Genomic DNA, 17,334 nt, shown 5'->3' with positions numbered 1-17,334 from the left:
GCGGCAAGAGCCCCGTTTCCGGAGCGACTGATCAACTATGGTGACCGGCCATGAGAACCCTCATCGTCGGCGGTAGCGGCTTTCTCGGCAGCGAGCTCGCTCGACAGTGTTCGCTGGCAGGACACGAGGTTGCTGCGACGTATCTGACCCGATCGGGAAAGACCGCTGGCGTTGAGTGGTTGCCGCTCGATGTGCGCCGACGAGAGGACGTCGATGCGCTGATCGGCGCATTCCGGCCAGAGGCGGTCATCAACGCTGCCTTCCGGCAGACGGAATGGGCTACCACGGCGATTGGCGCCGCGAACGTGGCTCTCGCTGTCTCTACGGCGGGTGGACGCCTCGTCCATGTGTCCAGCGATGCCGTCTTCTCCGGCGCCGCGATTCGCTATGACGAGATGTGCGTCCCTGACCCGATCAGCCCGTATGGTGCGGCCAAAGCCGCCGCCGAGACAGCGGTGAACGCGATCGTGCCGGCCGCGGTGGTAGCCCGGACATCTTTGATCATTGGCGACGGTGACTCCCCACACGAGGCCCTGGTGCATTCACTTGCGACCGGCAGAGCGAGAGGAGTGCTGTTCACCGATGACGTGCGGTGTCCCGTGCATGTAGTCGATCTTGCTGCGGCGCTTCTGGAACTTGCCGCATCCGAGTATCGGGGTATCCACCACGTCGCCGGAGCCGATGCCGTAAGCCGATACGAGCTCGGGCTGCTTATCGCTCGCCGCGATGGCCTCGACGCGGACCATTTGCCTTCAGGCCGGCGGGCGGACACCAGGTTGCCCGGCCCCATAGACGTGCGCTTGGACTGCGCCATGACCCAGCGGCGGCTTCAGACCACGTTGCGCGGCGCGCGGCAATTTCTCGGTGACGGTCAGCGGTGATCGTGACCTCAGTCTGAAACGCCGGGAAACTCCGAAGAACGCAACGGCACGCCGGAATAACGGCTGGAGCACGCAGGGAGGGGACAGAGCGCACCCGCAGCACGTCGAAGAGGCCCGGCACTCCAGGCAGGGATGGAGCATGCCGGAGAAGACCCGAGCACGCCGGGAAGGGCCAGCGGGCGCACGCTGAAGTAAGCAAGAGAGACATCAAAGCGAGCCGGAGCACACCGAACACCCGGCCCTGCGAGCTTGCTCGGTGTCGTTTGGGATGCCCCTGGGCGCGCCGCCGCTCGGCGGTTGGCGGCGAGCCCAGGGAGGGGGACCGCCCCGAAGAGGGGCGGTCGGTACGCGTCACGTCCGCGGCGGGGAAGGCGCCTGACGAGGCGTCGAGGGGAAAGGCCCGACGCCCTTCAGCGGACAGTGGTGACGCGGGTCAGCCGGCCGGCGGGGTGTGGACGCCGAACAGGTTGCCTGAGATGTCGTGCAGGTAGGCGAAGCTGGCCCCGCCGGTGTCATCGATGACCTTGCTCAGCACCTTGCCGCCCAGCGCCTCCGCCCTGACGCACGCCGTCTCCACGTCGTCGACGTGCACGAAGAAGACGGCATGGCCGGGTCGCCGGCCTTCGGTGCCGAGGATGCCGCCTGTGGGCTTGGCGCCCTCGGTCTCGGTGATGAAGCGGTAGTCCATGGACACGCCCTGCGCCTCGGCGAAGTGCCAGCCGAACAGGTCGCCATAGAAGCGCTGCACACCTTCGGGCTCGTCGGTGGCGACCTCGAACCACGACACGGTGTTGACCACAAGAACTCCAGACGTCAAGTTTCTCGAACAGGACAACGATAAATCGCGGGGGCGACAACCCTATGTCGGTGTTTCCGAACGACTAATCGAGAACGGTGCCGTGGACGATCATGTCGGGGACCTCCGTCACGTAGCCCTCGAGGGGTCGGTCGGGACAGCGTTCGTCGCTGACCGAGGCCCCCGCGATGCGGTCGAGCCTGAAGACGCGGACGTCGTCGCGCAGGCGGCACCAAGCCACGAGGTACCAGAACCCGCCCCGCCCGCCCAGGAACACCCCCGGCTCGACGTCGCGCGAGGTGAGGGCACCTTTCCTGTCGGCGTACTCGAGGTGCAGGACGCGGCGGCGCAGCAGGGCGTCCTCGATCGCGCGGGAGACGCCGGCGCGGCCGAGCGGCTGGATCTCGTCGCCGGTCTCGGCCGGGGCCACCATCTGGACGCGGCTGGCGAGCTCCCTGGCCAGTTCCCCCTCCGAGCCCGGCATCGCGGCGACGACCTTGCGCAGCGCGCTGCGAGCCTGGCGGCCGAACGGCTGGTCGCCCGCCCTGCTGAGGGCGATCGCGATGGCGACGGCCTCGGCGGGGGTGAAGTTGAGCGGAGGCAGGGAGTGGTTCTTGTCGATCGCGTAACCGCCGCTGCGGCCGGGCTCGGCGTAGATGGGCACGCCCGACTCCTGGAGCGCGGCGATGTCGCGCTCGATCGTGCGCACGCTGACTTCGAAGCGTTCGGCGAGCTGGCGCGCTGACCGGCACCTGGGGGAGATCGCGCGCAGGTCCTCGACAAGCGCGTAGAGCCGATCGGTACGGTTCACAACCGGCACGCTACGCGCCGCCACCGACATTTCGCCCCGCCGCTCCTCCGGGGTGACAGGACTCTTCCCCGAACGGCACTCTCCGTGAGCATCACGCCGACGCGGGATGGCAGGCTCCCCAAGAGCAGAGCGCTGACGCGAGACGCAGGTCTCCGTGGGCAAGGGCGTCACGCGGGGCCGACGAGGGGCGCGCTCCATGAGCGCAGGCACCGACGCGAGACGGCACTCCCTGCGAACGTGAGATGGCGGTCTCCGTCGAAGAAGGTGCCGATGGCCGTCAAATCAGGCGGCGCCCGCCGTACCCCACGAGCCTCAGGTACGGCGGGCGGCCGGTCAGGAGGCGAGCCGGGCGCCGGCCGTCTGTCCAGGACGGACGGGAACCTTGGCCACCGTGTAGGTCACCCCGTCGATCACCTGCCGCTTACCAGGGAACCTGTGCCCGTTGACCTCGAGCCACCGGTGCGTCCCCAGGAAGCGCGCCTCCCAGAACACCATCGACGACCCCCCGTTGGTGAACGTGCTCGACGACGTCCCGTCGTGCCGTACGGTGATCGTGCCGTCGCCCACCGGCACGTCCGCCACCTCCAGCCAGCCGATGTCCGCGGGCAGCCTGGACAGCGTGGCGACAGTGCGGCGCGGCGCGTCGGGCTCGATGCCCATCAGCCCCTCCACCGTCTGGCTGACCAGCGTGAACGGCACCTCCGGGTAGTCGCCGTTCAGCCCCTGGCGTGAGTTGACGTGCTTGACCTCCCGCTTGTCGTAGACGTCCTGCATCCACTTCCACGCCGTCTCCGCGCGATTGTGCCTGAAGAAGGTGTCGGGCAGGTAGGTGATCGCCTCGATGTTGCGGGGCCGGCCGGCCCCCGACGCCTCGGCGTCGACGAAGTCGAGGTAGGCGTCGTTGCGGGGCCCGGCGTCGATGAGGCCCTTCATCGGCATGAACCAGCTGTTCTCCTTGCCGAATCCGGTCAGCGGGGTGCCGTCCACCGTGTAGGCCCTGACGAACTCGCCGGTGCCCTGCTTCACGCTCCAGGTCTGGTTGAAGTACGCCTTCAGCGAGCGCGCCTGCTCCGCCAGCGAGGCGGACAGCTCCTCGTCGCCCTTGTCGGCGGCGAGCGCGGCCAGGGCCCGGTACGCCTGGTACTGCGCCCCGATCGCGTCGCCCGCCTCGGCGAGGGGCTCCCCGCTGACCTCGTTGTAGCTGGCCGCGCCCTGGAAGATGCCCTTGCCCGTGCCCTCGGCGACGCCGTTGGGCAGCTGGCCGTCGTGCAGCTCGACGAACTCCTTGACCGCGTGCCGGTAGTAGTCCCAGAAGACCGGGTCGTCGACGTAGGAGCGGTCCCCCGTCCATCTGAAGGCCTGGTTGGCCTTCTCCACCAGCTCGAAGGTGGCGGGCACCTCGCGCACGAAGTTGGTGGGCGAGCGGTAGTCGATGGCCAGGTAGGTGGCGGCGTCGAAGTTCAGCGCCCACACCGGGTAGTACTTGTGCTCCGCGGTCGCCGACCGCGCGAAGGAGCGCAGCATGTTCTTGTTCTCGGCGTCGAGGCCGAGGATGTGCGCGCCGGCGAGCTGGTGGGCGAAGTCGCGGGAGTAGTAGCCGCTGCGGTGGGCGTAGCCGGCCCAGTAGGTGGGCGTGTAGACGCCCTCCCCGGTGCCCGACGGCCTGCGCTCGTCGACGTTGAGCGGGCCGGGGACGCCGTCCTGGTGCACCCATGAGCCCGCCTTGGCCTTCGCCCAGGCGAACATCTCGGCGATCTTCGGGTTGGCCGAGGTGACGGTCGGCGAGGCCTTGGCGCCCGGCGAGACCATGACGTCGTCGACGTTCACCCAGCCCGTGCCCGAGCCGAAGACGATGCCGAGCTGCTCGCCCTCGGCCACCTCGACGTCGGAGATCGTGTAGCGCGAGTAGGTGGAGCGGGAAGGCAGCGTGATCGTCTGGACCGCCGTGCCGCCGCGAAGGACGGTGAAGGTGCCGCCCGCGCCGCCGGTGGCGATCCACGCCGACACCGAGTAGCTGCCGGCCGACGGCACGGTGATCGTCTGGCTGACGCTCTTGCCGGGGCCGGCGTCGAGGTAGATGAGCTTGGCCCCGCCGTGGGGGTTGTTGGTGGCCACGCCGGTGCCGGCGGTGAAGGTCCACCCCTCGGTGTCCTTCTCGAAGCCAGGGTTGACGACCACCAGCGGGCCGGCGGCCAGGAAGGAGCTGAGCAGGACAGGTAACATCCTCATGCGATTCTCCCGATCATCGGATGAATTGACTGGGCATAAGCCAGGAAAAACCAGCGCAAGCTACGCCTTGGGGGCGGCCGTGGAGGAGCGGACCAGGAGTTCGGGGCTGAACATGAGCTCACCGGCGGGCACACCCCGCCCGCTCACCAGCGCGACCACGCTCCGCGCGACCTCCTTGGCGAGCCTGTCGATCGGCTGCCTGACCGTCGTCAGCGGCGGATCGACGAACTCCATGATCATCGACCCGTCGTAGCCGACCACCGAGACGTCCTCGGGCACCCGCAGGCCCTCACGCCTGATCGCCCTGATCGCGCCCAGCGCCATGAAGTCGCTGGCCGCCACCACGGCCGTGATCCCGCGCCCGAGCAGGGCGGCCGTCGCCGACTGCCCGCCCTCGATGGTGTAGTACTGCCGCATGACGAGCGAGGAGGGATCGTCCACCCCGCGCCGCCTCATGGCGTCGGCGAAGCCGTCCACCCTGCGGTCGGCAGGACGGTTGCCGACGGGACCCGAGGCCATCCCGATGCGCCGGTGGCCGAGCCGCCACAGGTGGTCGACGGCCAGCTCGGCCGCCATGACGTCGTCGGTGGACAGCACGGGCATCGAGTGCCCCTCGAATCCGCCGTTGACGCCGACGAACGGGATGCGCCGCGCCGCCAGGATCTCGCAGGTCTCGGGGTCGGGGTCGTCGAGGGTGTTGCTGGCCGACAGGAACACCACCGCGGCCACGCCGTGCTCGGCCAGCGCGGAGACGAACTCGCGCTCCTGTATGCCGCCCGGCAGCGCGGGGCAGAGGACGCCCTTGAGCCCGTGCGGCGCCAGCGCCGCCTCGATGAGCTCGGCCACGTCGGCGAACCACGGGTTGGACAGCCATGGCGTGATCACCGCGACGATCTGGCCGCGGGTGGTGCGCTCGTAGCCGAGCTCGGCCATGGCCCGCTCGACCGCCTCGCGGGTCTTGGCCGACACCCCGGCCCGCCGGTTGATCACCCTGCTGACCGTGGCCTCGCTGACCTCCGCGCGCGCGGCGACCTCGGTGATGCCGATCTTCACCGTTCCTCCTCCAGGACCGCCATGCCCGAGGGAGGTACGGCCAGCGAGACGAGCCCCGCCTCCAGCCGCCGTACCACCGGCTCGATCTTAGAGCCGTCGGGCCCGTGCAGGCGCGATACGCCGATGCCCGGACCCGAGACCTCCAGCACCAGCCGGTCGGCGCCGGTCCCGTTGACGAGCGTGACCGAGTGGTGGGCCGCGGTGTCCACGGCGACCACCCGGTCGGCGCCCACCGTGATCACGCACTCCCCTCCGCGGGCGGCCCGCACGACCGGGTACAGCTCGTCGGGCCGTCCCGGCTCGACCTCGCCGTCGAGCAGCAGGTGCCGCAGCCTGCGCCACTCCCCCAGCCAGAAGGCCACCATCCGGCGGTGCGCGCCGGGCAGGTCCGCCAGCCGCGCCGAGATCTGCGGCACCGCGTGCAGCGCCCCGATGAGCTGGCGGGCCGCGCTGCGCGGGTCGGCGCCCTGGTCCCACATCAGCATGTCGGCGTGGACGGTGCCGCCGACGGCGAGCATCCCCACGTCGATGGTCCTGATCCGGTTGGCGGTGGCGTCGGCGGGGCAGTCGTTGGCCCGCAGCAGGTCGGCGATCCCCGCCATCCCCGGCCCGACGTACGGCTGGCGGAACTCCAGCAGCGCCGTCTCCCCCACCGCCTGCCGCACCTCGGCCAGCAGCACCCGCATCGCCGTGCCGACGTCCTGGATGTCGGCGCCGTGCGCGGGCTTGCCGGCGTAGACCATGGCCTCGTCCAGGAAGTCGATCTTCAGCCCGTCGACGCCGAACCCCATCAGCCTGGCGCACAGCGCGACCACGTGCCGCCTGACCTCGGGTCTCCTCGGATCGAGCACCCTGGCCCCCGGCGCTCCCGCCGACGCCGGCGCGTGGGGCTCCAGTTCGTCGAAGCAGCCGGCGTCGGGGCCGAGCAGCAGCGGCGCCACCCACACCAGGTAGCGCAGGCCGAGCGCCCGTACCCGCGCCACATGCGCCCCGAAATCCGGAAATTTCTGGAGATCGGGCTCCCAGTCGCCGACGCCCCTGTAGCCGCGCCCGCTGCCGAGCCGCTGCCACCCGTCGTCGAGGATGAGCACCCCGCACCCGGCCGTGACCGCGAGCGCGGCCTCCTGTTCGACGCCCGTGTCGGAGACGTCCTGCGTGAAGCCGTACCAGGTGGAGTAGACCGGCTCGCGCGCCCCCTCGCGGGGCGCTAAGCCCTCCCCGCCCAGCGCGCGGCGCAGTGTCCGCATCGCAGACGCCACCGACGGCGCGCTCCTGGCGAAGCGCATCCGGTACGGCCCCGCGGGCACGGTCAGGTGCACGATGAAGGTCTTGGACTCCTCCGACACCCCGAACCGCATCGACACCTCGGGCACCGCGTCCTCGGCGGCGAAGGCCAGCAGCGTGCGGCCCGTGCTGTCGTAGAGGCACCCGGCCGCCGCGCCCTTCACCAGCGAGACCCGCTCGTGTCCCGCCCAGTCGGCGACGAGTGTGCGCTGCCAGTCGCAGGCGGGGTGCCAGAATCCGACGGCGTCGCCGAGCGGCACCGACAGCCTGATCTCCAGCTCCCCATGGGAGCGGACCTCCAGCGTGTCGCCCGACAGGCGCCAGCCGGCCGTTCCCCCGCTCGCCAGCACGGCCAGCCGCACATCGTCGAGCAGGTGCTCGGTCGGCGCGGGCGCCAGGCCCGCGGTCGTGACGCTCACTCTTTCACCGCTCCAGCGAGAAGTCCGGACACGAAGTGTCGTTGCAGTAGGAGGAACAGCACCGCCATCGGCAGCGCGGCGACGGCCGTGCCCGCGAGGATCTGGCCGTAGTCGGTCTCGGTGGCGCCCTGCAGCGCGGCGATGGCCAGGGGGATGGTGTAGGCGTCCCTGGTGCGCAGCGCGATCAGCGGCCACACGAAGTCGTTCCACTGGTAGAGGAACAGGTAGATGCCGAGCGCGGCCAGGGCGGGCCTGATCGGCGGCAGCACCACCCGCGCGAACAGCCGCAGCTCCCCGCAGCCGTCCACCCGGCCGGCCGACAGCAGCTCGGCCGGCAGCGCGGACATCGACTGCCGCATCAGGAAGATGCCGAACGGCAGCGCCAGGTTGGGCAGCACGATCGCCTGGTAGGTGTTGAGCCAGTCGAGCGCCAGCATCATCTTGAACAGCGGCACCAGCGTGACCTGGCTGGGAATGACCAGGCCCAGCATGAGCAGCCCGAACAGGAACTCCTTGCCGCGGAAGTGGTAGGTGGCGAAGGCGTAGCCCGCCATCGTGCAGACCAGCCCTGCCAGCAGCGTGTAGAGGGTGGCGATGAGCAGGGAGTTGCCGACCACGCGGCTGAAGCCGACACCGGCCTCGAGCCCGGCGAGATTGTCCAGCAGGTGGCCGCCCGGCAGCAGCGGCGGCGGGCTGCCGAAGACTTCGGCGCTGCTGTGGGTGGCGGCCACGACCAGCCAGTAGAACGGCACCAGCACCACCGCGACCGCGAGCAGCAGCGTGGAGGTCAGCATGATCTGTCGGCTCATGTCCGCTCCCCCAGCACGCGGAACTGGACGATCCCGAGGATGCCGATGATGACGGCGAGCGCGTAGGCGATGGCCGAGGCGTAGCCGAAGTCGAGGTACCTGAAGCCGTTGTTGTACAGGTAGAGGCCGACGGTGAGCGTGCTGTTGTCGGGCCCTCCGTTGGTGAGCACGTACGGCTCGTCGAACAGCTGCAGCGTGCCGATCGTGGACATCACCAGCGTGAGCAGGATGACCGGGCGCAGCCCTGGCACCGTCACGTGACGGAAGCGGTGCCAGCCGCCCGCGCCGTCCACCGCGGCCGCGTCGTAGAGGTCCTTGGGCAGCGCCTGCAGCCGCGACAGGAAGATCACCGCGTTGTAGCCGGTGTAGTGCCAGGTCAGCGCCAGGCCGAGGGCGATGCGGGCCCAGAGCGTGTCGGTCAGCCACGGCACGGGCGGGATGCCGGCCAGTCCGAGCACCCAGTTGACCAGTCCGGACTGCGGGTTGAGCAGGACGGCGAAGAGCAGGCCGTAGGCCACCAGGCCGGTGATCATCGGCAGGAAGAAGCCGAGCCTGATGAAGCCCCTGAACCGCAGCAGCGGCGAGTTGAGCGCCACCGCGAGCGCCACGGCGACGGCGAGCATGAGCGGCACCTGCACGACGAGGATGACGCCTGTGTTGCGCAGCGCCGTCCAGAACAGCGGGTCGGCCACCAGGCGCTGATAGTTGGCCGCGCCCGCGAAGGTCTGCAGCGCGCCGTCGGTCCTGAACAGGCTCAGCCAGAACGACCAGACGATCGGGTAGATCTTGAAGATCGCGAACAGCGCCACGGCGGGCAGCACCCACAGGTAGGGCGCCACCTTCATGGCGGGCAGCCGCCGCACGCGCGTCGCCTTCGCGGGGGCGGCGCGCGAGGCCAGCGCCGTCACCGCAGCACCTTCCTGCCGGTCTGCTGGCCGACGAGGTCGGCGGCCTCCTTCAGCACGGTGGCGGGATCGGCGCCCTTGAGCAGGACCTTGCTCTGCGCGTCCGTCACCGCCTTGAGCGCCCTGGGGTAGTCGGCCGAGTAGTTGGTGACGTAGGAGGGCTGCTTGAGCGCGTCGAGGAAGACCTCTCCCTTCTTCTGGCCGCTGAAGAACTCCGACGCCTCGTGGAAGACGGGGTCGTCGTAGGCCTTCATCAGGGCGGGCGCGATGCCCTTGCCCTTGTAGATCGCGACCTGGTTCTCCGGCCTGGTCAGCACGAACTCGGCGAAGGCGTAGGCGGCTGCCTTGTCTTCGCTGGTGCCCGCGACGGCCAGGTGGGTGGAGTTGACGGTGGCCGAGACCTTGCCGCCGGGGACGACGGCGGGCGGCAGCCGCACCTTCCACTTGCCCTGCTCCGCCGGGACGGTCTCCTCGATGATGCCGCCGAACCAGGTCGGCATGGCCTGGACCGCGACCGAGCCCTTCTTGATCGAGCTGATCATCGTGTTCCAGCCGCCCGCCATGTCGGCGACCAGGCCCGCGTCGTTGAGCTTCTTGATGATCGTGAGCGCGGTGACCGCCTGCGGGGTGTCGAGGGTGACGTTGCCCTGCATGTCGAAGTAGAAGCTGTCCTGGAGCTGCAGAAGCATCTGGAAGAGGTTGGCCGAGTCGGCCTGGGAGGCGGGCTTGTCGATGCCGAGGAGCTGAACGCCGGTCTTCTCCTTCAGCTTGATCCCCGCCTCGATGACCTCGTCCCAGGTCTGGAGCGTCTCGACGTCGACGCCCGCCTTCTCGAACAGGTCGGCCCGGTAGTAGAAGCCCGCCGAGTTGGCCTCCCACGGCAGGGCGTAGACCTTGCCGTCGCGGCTGACGGTCTCCCACATGCCCTGGGCGAAGGCCGTCTTGTGCTTGCCGGCGCCGAGCGGCACCAGGTCGGCCAGGCCGTCGGGGAACTTCTCGACGTAGGCGGGCAGGTAGTCCACGCCGATGTGGAGCACGTCGGCGAGCCCTTGTCCTCCCGCGGCGAGCCCTGCGGTGATCTTGTCCCAGATGGCCGGGTTGCCGATGTCCTGGACGTCGACCTTGATCGCGGGGAAGGCCTTCTCGAAGGCGGGGACCAGCTGCTTCATCATCGCGGCCGGGCCCTGCCAGCTCCACACCGTGATCTTCCCGGTTCCGCCCGCCGCGCCGGAGCCGCCGCCGCCACAGGCGCTCAGCGCGCCTCCCGCGGCGGCCAGCGCGCCGAGCTGAAGGAATCGGCGGCGGTCGAGGTGGGCCATGTCGGTCTCCTGGGGGGTGCAGAGATTGGCCTGACGCGCCCAGACGTTACCTCCGTGTTTCGGATACTTGCAATACCCCTTCGAAAACTTTCAGCGAGTCAGGCAGTCCACTCCAGCAAGCGCTGCACCGGCCAGGTGTTGACGATGCGCTCGGCCTCCACCCCGCACATGGCCGCCCTTTCACAGCCGAACCGCTGCCAGTCCAGCTGCCCCGGCGCGTGAGCGTCGGAGTCGATCGACAACACGCAGCCCATCTCGTAGGCCAGGCGCAGCAGCCGCTTGGGCGGGTCGAGCCGCTCGGGCCTGGAGTTGATCTCGACGGCCACCCCGAACCTGCGGCACGCCTCGAACACCAGCTCCGCGTCGAACTCCGACTCGGGCCGCTGCCCTCCCCGCCTGGTGCTTCCCTTCACGATCCGGCCCGTGCAGTGCCCGAGCACGTCCACGTGCGGGTCGGCGATCGCCGTGACCATCCTGCGGGTCATCTCCTGGGCGTTCATCCGCAGCTTGGAGTGCACGCTCGCGACCACCACGTCCAGCCGCTCCAGCAGCTCGGGTTCCTGGTCGAGGGTGCCGTCGATGCCGATGTCCACCTCGATGCCGGTGAGGATCCTGAACGGCGCGAGCCTCTCGTTCAGCTCGGCCACCTGGTCGAGCTGCCTGCGCAGCCGGGCGGGTGAGAGGCCGTTGGCGATGGTCAGGCGGGGCGAGTGGTCGGTCAGCGCCAGGTACTCGTGGCCGAGCGCCCTGGCCGAGGCGGCCATCTCCTCGATCGGCGAGCCGCCGTCGGACCAGTCGGAGTGGGTGTGCAGGTCGCCCTTGAGCGCGGCCCGCAGCGCGGCGCTCTCCGAGTCGAGGTCGCTGCCCTCGGTCGCCTGGAGCCTGCGCAGGTAGGTGGGGGTCTGGCCGTCGAGCGCCTCGGTGATCGCCAGCGCGGTGACCTTGCCGATGCCCGGCAGGTCGGCGAGCGCGTTGGCGCGGGCCAGCCGTACGAGCTCGTCGGGAGGGAGGTCGGCCACCACGGACGCGGCGCGCCTGAAGGCCCGCACCCGGTAGGTCGGCTCGCCCGCCCGCTCCAGCAGGAAGGCGATGTCACGCAGTGCTTGGGCGGGTTCCATAGTGGTTGACTACCCGGTGGGAACCCGGCGCTTCACGTGCGCGTTGTCCGGGGCATAAAGCACCGATAAGCTCTGGAGCCCCATGGCGGAAACCCGGAAGTCGACCAAGGCGATCACGTTGACCGCGCTCGGGGTGGTGTCGCTCCTGGTGGTCGGGTACTGCTCCGCGCAGGACGACTACGAAGAGGTCGGCGCCGACTGCGTGGATCTCGGCACCCGGCTGCCCGACGGCTCCTACCAGGTCGTCGACGACGACTACTGCGACGAGCGTCACGGCGCGCACCACGCCTACGGCTGGTACTACGGCGGCGTCAGGAGCGGCGTGCGGGTGCTGCAGGGCACCACCGTACGGCCCGCGGAGGCCCGCATCACCAGCAGGAACGGGCACGTCATCCAGAAGGGCGGCTTCGGCGGCAGGGGCGGGGGCGGCAGCTGATGCCGCGCGGACTCTCCTCGCGCTCGGTCTCGCTGGGTGCCCTCGTGACCCTGTCGGCGGTCGTCCTGACCGGCTGCGCCTCCCCCGACGTCTCCGACGGCACCACCGCCCGTCCCCGCGACTCCTACGTCGTCACCACCAGCGGCGAGGAGCTCACCCGCGCGGGGAAGATCTCCACCAACGGCTTCGGCAACCGCACCTCGACGGGATCCTGATGCGACGCGAGCACGACACTCCCCGCCAGGGCTGGGAGAAGATCGTCGAGGGCCAGGGCCTGGCCTTCCACCGCTCGGTGCAGGCCGCGCACCTGCCCCGCCCCTACTGGGACGAGTCCGTCCACTACGTCTTCTCCATGGAGCAGGTGCTCGACCTCGAGGCGCAGGTCGAGGAGCTGCACCGGATGTGCCTCGCGGCGGTCGAGCACGTGATCGCCGAGCGGCGCTTCGCCGACTTCAAGCTGCCCGAGTGGACCTGGCAGGAGATCGCCCGCTCGTGGGAGCGGCGCGACCCGCACGTCTACGGCCGCTTCGACCTGCGCCACGACGGCGTCTCCCCGCCGAAGCTGCTGGAGTACAACGCCGACACCCCGACCTCGCTGCTGGAGTCGAGCGTCGTGCAGTGGTACTGGCTGCAGGACCGCTTCCCCGGCGACGACCAGTGGAACTCCATCCACGAGCGCCTCATCGACAGGTGGCGCGAGCTGGTCCTGCCCACGGGGCCGACCCACTTCGCCTGGACGAACATGGACGAGACCGGCGAGGAGGCGATGACGGTCGCCTACCTGCAGGAGACGGCCGAGCAGGCGGGGCTGACGACGGTCGCCATCGCGATGGAGGACATCGGCTGGGACCCGCTCAACAGGCGCTTCGTCGACACCGGCGGCCGGGTGCTCCGCTCGGCCTTCAAGCTCTATCCGTGGGAGTGGATGCTGGCCGACAGGTTCGGCGAGCACGCCGTACGGCACGCCGCCTCGACCACGTGGATCGAGCCGCTGTGGAAGGCGCTGCTGTCGAACAAGGCGCTGCTCGCGCTGCTGTGGGAGCTCTATCCCGGCCATCCGAACCTGCTTCCCGCCTACCTGGACGGCCCGCGCGAGCTGACCTCGTACATCGTCAAGCCGCTCCTGGGAAGAGAGGGCGCCTCCATGCGGATCGTCTCCCCCTCCCACCAGGTGGAGACCCCCGGCTCCTACGGCGCCGAAGGGCACGTCTACCAGGGCTTCGAGGCGCTACCCTCCTTCGAAGGGCAGCGGCCCGTGCTCGGGGCGTGGGTGGTCGCCGACGAGTCCGCGGGACTCGGCATCCGCGAGACGGCAGGATTGATCACCGACGACACCTCGTCCTTCGTTCCTCATCGCATCGAGCTGTAAAGGCACCCCATGTCCCCACTGGTCGACAACCTCCTCTCGGGCGCGCTCGCGATCGCCGCCTACGCCGTCCTCGGCATGGTCCTGCTGATCGTCGGCTTCTACGCCATCGACCTGGCCACCCCCGGCAAGCTCAGCGCGGTGATCAAGATCGAGCGCAACCCCAACGCCACGCTGCTGGCCACCTCGGGCCTGGCCGCGGTCGGACTGATCGTCGCCGCCTCCATCTGGTCGTCGGGCGGCGCGCTGCACGAGGGCCTGCTGGCCACCGCGGTGTTCGGGCTGGTCGGCATCGCTATGCAGACCGTGGCCATGCTGGTCTTCGACCTGGTCGCGGGCATCTCGGTGCGCGAGCTGATCAAGGAGAGCGAGCTGCAGCCCGGCGCCCGCCTGCTGGCCGTCACCCATCTGGCGATCGGGCTCATCACCGCGGTGGCCGTCATCTGAGCACTCCTCAGGACCTGGCACTCTAGAGGCGTGAAGGACCACGAGGAGCGGACCAGGGAAGACACCACCAGGCGTCTCGAGCGCAACATGGGCACCCTCGGCACCGCCGCCATGGCGCGCATGGACGAGCGGCTGCCGTGGTTCCGCGCCCTGTCGGCAGAGGACCGCTCGTGGGTCGGCCTGGTCGCCCAGGCCGGCATCGCCGCCTTCGTCGAGTGGTTCGCTCACGCGGGCGAGGGCCGTCCCACCCCGAGCATCGAGTTCTTCGGCACGGCCCCGCGCGAGCTGAAGCGCTCCATCTCGCTGCAGCAGACGGTCGACATCGTCCGCATCGTCGTCGAGGTCGTCGAGACCATGACCGACGAGCTGGCCGCGCCCGGCGGCGGCGACCAGCTGGAGCAGGCCATGCTCCGCTACACGCGCGACGTGGCCTTCGCCGCCGCCCAGGTCTACGCCCGCGAGGCCGAGGCCCGCGGCGCCTGGGACGCCAGGCTCGAGGCGCTGATCGTCGACGCGCTGGTGCGCGGCGAGGTCGACGACGGGCTGCACTCCTGGGCCGCGGCGCTCGGCTGGACGTCGGCCCCCGTCGTGGTGATCGCGGGGCACGCCCCCGACGAGGACCCACGCGCGGTCATCGACGGCCTGCGCGAGAAGGGCAGGCGCATCGGCATGGACCTGCTCGCGGGTGTGCAGGCCGACCGGCTCATCGTGATCGTCGGCGGCGCCGACAACGTGGACCACGCCGCCAGGCAGGTGGTGCCGCGCTTCGGCCCCGGACCGATCGTCATCGGCCCCGAGGTGCCCGACCTGCACGCGGCCGCCCGTTCGGCGCGGGCCGCGATCGCCGGGCTGAAGGCCTCCCCCGGCTGGCCCGACGCGCCGCGGCCGGTCCACGCGGAGGACCTGCTGGCCGAGCGGGCGCTCGACGGCGACGACGACGCCAGGCAGCAGCTCGTCGAGAACGTCTACCTGCCGCTGGCCGGCACGCCGCTGCTCGACACCCTCGCCACCTACCTGGAGCAGGGCACCTCGCTGGAGGCCACGGCCCGGCTGCTGTTCGTCCATCCGAACACGGTCAGGTACCGACTGAAGAAGATCACCGAGCTGACCGGCTACCAGCCGACCGAGGGCAGATCGGCCTTCACGTTGCAGGTCGGGCTCATCCTGGGCAGGCTCACGGAGAGCGCCGTAACCTGGCGTGCTCTAACGTAACGCCCCCGAAACCTCCGCTGTAGGGTTCCTACAAAACCCCTGGGACAAAGTTCGTACGGATCTCCATCCGCGTGTCGGACTTCTACAGGGCATGGTGGAATCCGTGTTCGTACTCGTCGCTCCGGGCCAAGGCGCCCAGACCCCAGGCTTCCTGACACCCTGGCTAGAGCTACCCGGCCTCAGGGACAGGCTTTCCGCATGGTCGGAGGTTGTCGGGCTCGACCTGATCGCCTACGGCACCACCGCCGACGCCGACGAGATCCGTGACACCGCCGTCGCCCAGCCGCTGCTCGTGGCCGCCGCGCTGGCCGCCGCCGAGGCGCTGGGCGCCCGCCCCGATCTGCTGGCCGGGCACAGCGTCGGCGAGTTCGCCGCCGCCGCCCTGGCCGGAGTGCTGACCCCCGAGCAGGCGCTGACGCTGATCCGCGAGCGCGGCCAGGCCATGGCCAAGGCCGCCGCGGTCACCGAGACCGGCATGACCGCCGTGCTCGGCGGCGTCGAGGCCGACGTGCTGGCCGCCATCGACAGGCACGGCCTGACCCCCGCCAACATCAACGGCGCCGGTCAGATCGTCGCGGCGGGCACGCTCGAGCAGCTGGCCGCCTTCAAGGAGGAGCCGCCGGCCCGCGCCAGGCTGATCCCGCTGTCGGTCGCCGGCGCCTTCCACACCGTCCACATGGCTCCCGCGGTCGACCAGCTGCGCCAGGCCGCGGCCGCGGTCACGCCCGGCGATCCGCACACCAAGCTGCTGTCCAACGCCCACGGCCAGGTCGTCGACACCGGCGCCGAGTTCGTGGAGCTCCTGGTCAACCAGGTCAGCAACCCCGTCCGCTGGGACTCCTGCATGGAGACCATGGCCGCGCTCGGCGTCACCACGATGGTCGAGCTGCTGCCCGGCGGCACTTTGACGGGCCTGGCCAAGCGCGCCCTGCGCGGCGTGCAGACCGTCGCGCTGAAGACCCCCGACGACCTCGACGCGGCCAGGGAGCTGATCAAATGAGGATTCCCGACGCCGCCCCAGGGGCGAAGATCCTGGCGTTCGGCCACTACCAGCCCGCCAACATCGTCACCAACGACGACCTGGCCAAGACCATCGAGACCAACGACGAGTGGATCCAGTCGAGGGTCGGCATCAAGGAGCGCAGGGTCGCCCCGCCGTCCGAGACCGAGATCGACATGGCGGTCCAGGCGGGCGGCAAGGCGCTCGCGGGCTCGGGTCTCGACGCCGCCGACATCGACCTGGTGATCGTGGCCTCCTGCACGCTCGAGTCGCAGATCCCCAACGCGGCCGCGCGGGTGGCCCACCGCCTGGGCATCGACTCCCCCGGCGCCTTCGACGTCAACGCCGCGTGCGCGGGCTTCTGCTACGCGCTCGGCACCGCCAGCGCCGCCGTACGGGCGGGCTCGGCCAAGAACGTGCTGGTCGTCGGCACCGAGAAGCTCTCTCAGTGGGTCGACTGGAGCGACCGGGCCACCGCGGTGATCTTCGCCGACGGCGCGGGCGCCGCCGTGGTCACCGCCTCCGAGACCCCCGGCATCGGCCCCGTGGTCTGGGGCAGCGCGGGCGACAAGTACGACGCGATCATCATCAAGGACCGCGACTCCTTCCTCCACCAGGAAGGACAGACCGTGTTCCGCTGGGCCACCACCGCGCTTCACCCGGTGGCCAGGGAGGCCTGCGAGCGTGCCGGAGTGGACCCCGCCGATCTGGCCGCGTTCGTCCCGCACCAGGCCAACCTGCGCATCATCGAGTCCATCGCCCGCAAGCTCGGCGCGGACAACGCCGTCATCGCCCGCGACATCGTCCTGGCGGGCAACACCTCGGCGGCCTCCATCCCGCTCGCGCTCTCACGCATGATCGAGCGCGGCGAGGTGCAGTCGGGCCAGCTGGCCCTCCTTCTCGGCTTCGGCGCCGGCCTGACCTTCGCCGGCCAAGTCGTCGAGATCCCGTAACTTGTACGGCTCGCCGTACAACACCCAAGAAGAAACTCAAAGGAGAACTACCGACATGGCAGTCAGCGAGCAGGAGATCCTCGAGGGCCTCGGCAAGATCGTCAACGAGATCACTGGGATCCCGGCGTCCGAGGTCACCCCGGAGAAGAGCTTCGTGGACGACCTCGACATCGACTCCCTGTCCATGGTCGAGATCGCCGTGGCCGCTCAGGACGAGTTCGGCGTCGAGATTCCCGACGACCAGCTCAAGAACCTGAAGACGGTCAAGGACGTCCTCAACTTCATCCAGGCCTGAA

18 protein-coding genes are annotated in these 17,334 nt (G+C 70.1%); 9 read left to right on the top strand and 9 right to left on the bottom strand.

The annotated features are described in order from the left end of the window. Window positions 1–50: 50 nt before the first annotated feature. Window positions 51–881 (top strand): SDR family oxidoreductase, encoded by an 831-nt coding sequence (locus H4W81_RS04255; protein WP_192773565.1) that lies wholly within the window; start codon window positions 51–53, stop codon window positions 879–881. Between the two features lie 433 nt (window positions 882–1,314). Here H4W81_RS04255 and H4W81_RS04250 read toward each other — a convergent pair whose 3' ends face one another. From H4W81_RS04250 to H4W81_RS04210, 9 genes are all read right to left on the bottom strand, one after another. After that, window positions 1,315–1,680, bottom strand: coding sequence for a VOC family protein (locus tag H4W81_RS04250; protein WP_192773564.1), 366 nt, complete (start codon window positions 1,678–1,680; stop codon window positions 1,315–1,317). Between the two features lie 82 nt (window positions 1,681–1,762). Then, window positions 1,763–2,488 carry a helix-turn-helix transcriptional regulator gene (locus H4W81_RS04245; RefSeq protein ID WP_192773563.1) on the bottom strand — a complete coding sequence of 242 codons (726 nt, stop codon included), beginning with the start codon at window positions 2,486–2,488 and terminating at the stop codon, window positions 1,763–1,765. Between the two features lie 333 nt (window positions 2,489–2,821). Further along, window positions 2,822–4,717, bottom strand: a complete 1,896-nt coding sequence (locus H4W81_RS04240; RefSeq protein ID WP_192773562.1) for a CBM35 domain-containing protein — start codon at window positions 4,715–4,717, stop codon at window positions 2,822–2,824. A 60-nt stretch (window positions 4,718–4,777) separates the two neighbouring features. After that, entirely contained in the window at window positions 4,778–5,770 is a 993-nt protein-coding gene (locus tag H4W81_RS04235; protein WP_192773561.1) for a LacI family DNA-binding transcriptional regulator, read from the bottom strand. Beyond that, a complete protein-coding gene (locus tag H4W81_RS04230) occupies window positions 5,767–7,473 on the bottom strand; it encodes a glycoside hydrolase family 36 protein (protein WP_192773560.1) in 1,707 nt (568 codons plus the stop codon). Before H4W81_RS04230 ends, H4W81_RS04235 begins: the two co-directional genes overlap by 4 nt. Then, window positions 7,470–8,282 carry a carbohydrate ABC transporter permease gene (locus tag H4W81_RS04225; protein ID WP_192773559.1) on the bottom strand — a complete coding sequence of 271 codons (813 nt, stop codon included), beginning with the start codon at window positions 8,280–8,282 and terminating at the stop codon, window positions 7,470–7,472. The genes H4W81_RS04230 and H4W81_RS04225 overlap by 4 nt, the downstream gene beginning before the upstream one ends. Continuing rightward, window positions 8,279–9,190 (bottom strand): carbohydrate ABC transporter permease, encoded by a 912-nt coding sequence (locus H4W81_RS04220; protein ID WP_318781513.1) that lies wholly within the window; start codon window positions 9,188–9,190, stop codon window positions 8,279–8,281. Before H4W81_RS04220 ends, H4W81_RS04225 begins: the two co-directional genes overlap by 4 nt. Next, entirely contained in the window at window positions 9,187–10,506 is a 1,320-nt protein-coding gene (locus H4W81_RS04215) for an ABC transporter substrate-binding protein (RefSeq protein ID WP_192773558.1), read from the bottom strand. The genes H4W81_RS04220 and H4W81_RS04215 overlap by 4 nt, the downstream gene beginning before the upstream one ends. A gap of 98 nt (window positions 10,507–10,604) precedes the next feature. Continuing rightward, window positions 10,605–11,624, bottom strand: a complete 1,020-nt coding sequence (locus H4W81_RS04210) for a PHP domain-containing protein (protein ID WP_192773557.1) — start codon at window positions 11,622–11,624, stop codon at window positions 10,605–10,607. Window positions 11,625–11,706: 82 nt separating this feature from the next. Here H4W81_RS04210 and H4W81_RS04205 point away from each other — a divergent pair, with 82 nt between their 5' ends. From H4W81_RS04205 to H4W81_RS04170, 8 genes are all read left to right on the top strand, one after another. After that, the gene (locus tag H4W81_RS04205) at window positions 11,707–12,060 is read left to right on the top strand and encodes a hypothetical protein (protein WP_192773556.1); all 354 of its coding nucleotides are present in this window, start codon (window positions 11,707–11,709) and stop codon (window positions 12,058–12,060) included. Further along, a complete protein-coding gene (locus tag H4W81_RS04200; protein ID WP_192773555.1) occupies window positions 12,060–12,275 on the top strand; it encodes a hypothetical protein in 216 nt (71 codons plus the stop codon). The genes H4W81_RS04205 and H4W81_RS04200 overlap by 1 nt, the downstream gene beginning before the upstream one ends. Next, window positions 12,275–13,429 (top strand): glutathionylspermidine synthase family protein, encoded by a 1,155-nt coding sequence (locus tag H4W81_RS04195; protein WP_192773554.1) that lies wholly within the window; start codon window positions 12,275–12,277, stop codon window positions 13,427–13,429. Before H4W81_RS04200 ends, H4W81_RS04195 begins: the two co-directional genes overlap by 1 nt. A gap of 9 nt (window positions 13,430–13,438) precedes the next feature. Continuing rightward, on the top strand, window positions 13,439–13,873 hold the full coding sequence (locus tag H4W81_RS04190) for a DUF350 domain-containing protein (RefSeq protein ID WP_192773553.1): 435 nt from the start codon (window positions 13,439–13,441) through the stop codon (window positions 13,871–13,873). A gap of 87 nt (window positions 13,874–13,960) precedes the next feature. Then, on the top strand, window positions 13,961–15,085 hold the full coding sequence (locus H4W81_RS04185) for a PucR family transcriptional regulator (RefSeq protein ID WP_192780603.1): 1,125 nt from the start codon (window positions 13,961–13,963) through the stop codon (window positions 15,083–15,085). 103 nt (window positions 15,086–15,188) lie between these two features. Beyond that, the gene (locus H4W81_RS04180) at window positions 15,189–16,085 is read left to right on the top strand and encodes an ACP S-malonyltransferase (protein ID WP_192773552.1); all 897 of its coding nucleotides are present in this window, start codon (window positions 15,189–15,191) and stop codon (window positions 16,083–16,085) included. Continuing rightward, a complete protein-coding gene (locus H4W81_RS04175) occupies window positions 16,082–17,038 on the top strand; it encodes a beta-ketoacyl-ACP synthase III (protein WP_192773551.1) in 957 nt (318 codons plus the stop codon). Before H4W81_RS04180 ends, H4W81_RS04175 begins: the two co-directional genes overlap by 4 nt. Before the next feature lie 55 nt (window positions 17,039–17,093). Beyond that, complete coding sequence (locus H4W81_RS04170) at window positions 17,094–17,333, top strand: acyl carrier protein (RefSeq protein WP_183646883.1); 240 nt, start codon at window positions 17,094–17,096, stop codon at window positions 17,331–17,333. The last annotated feature ends 1 nt before the right edge of the window (window position 17,334 follow it).

The organism is Nonomuraea africana, assembly GCF_014873535.1.
GTDB lineage: Bacteria > Actinomycetota > Actinomycetes > Streptosporangiales > Streptosporangiaceae > Nonomuraea > Nonomuraea africana.
The sequence above is the reverse complement of the archived record's forward strand: the minus strand, read 5'-3'. Positions and strand labels throughout refer to the sequence as shown.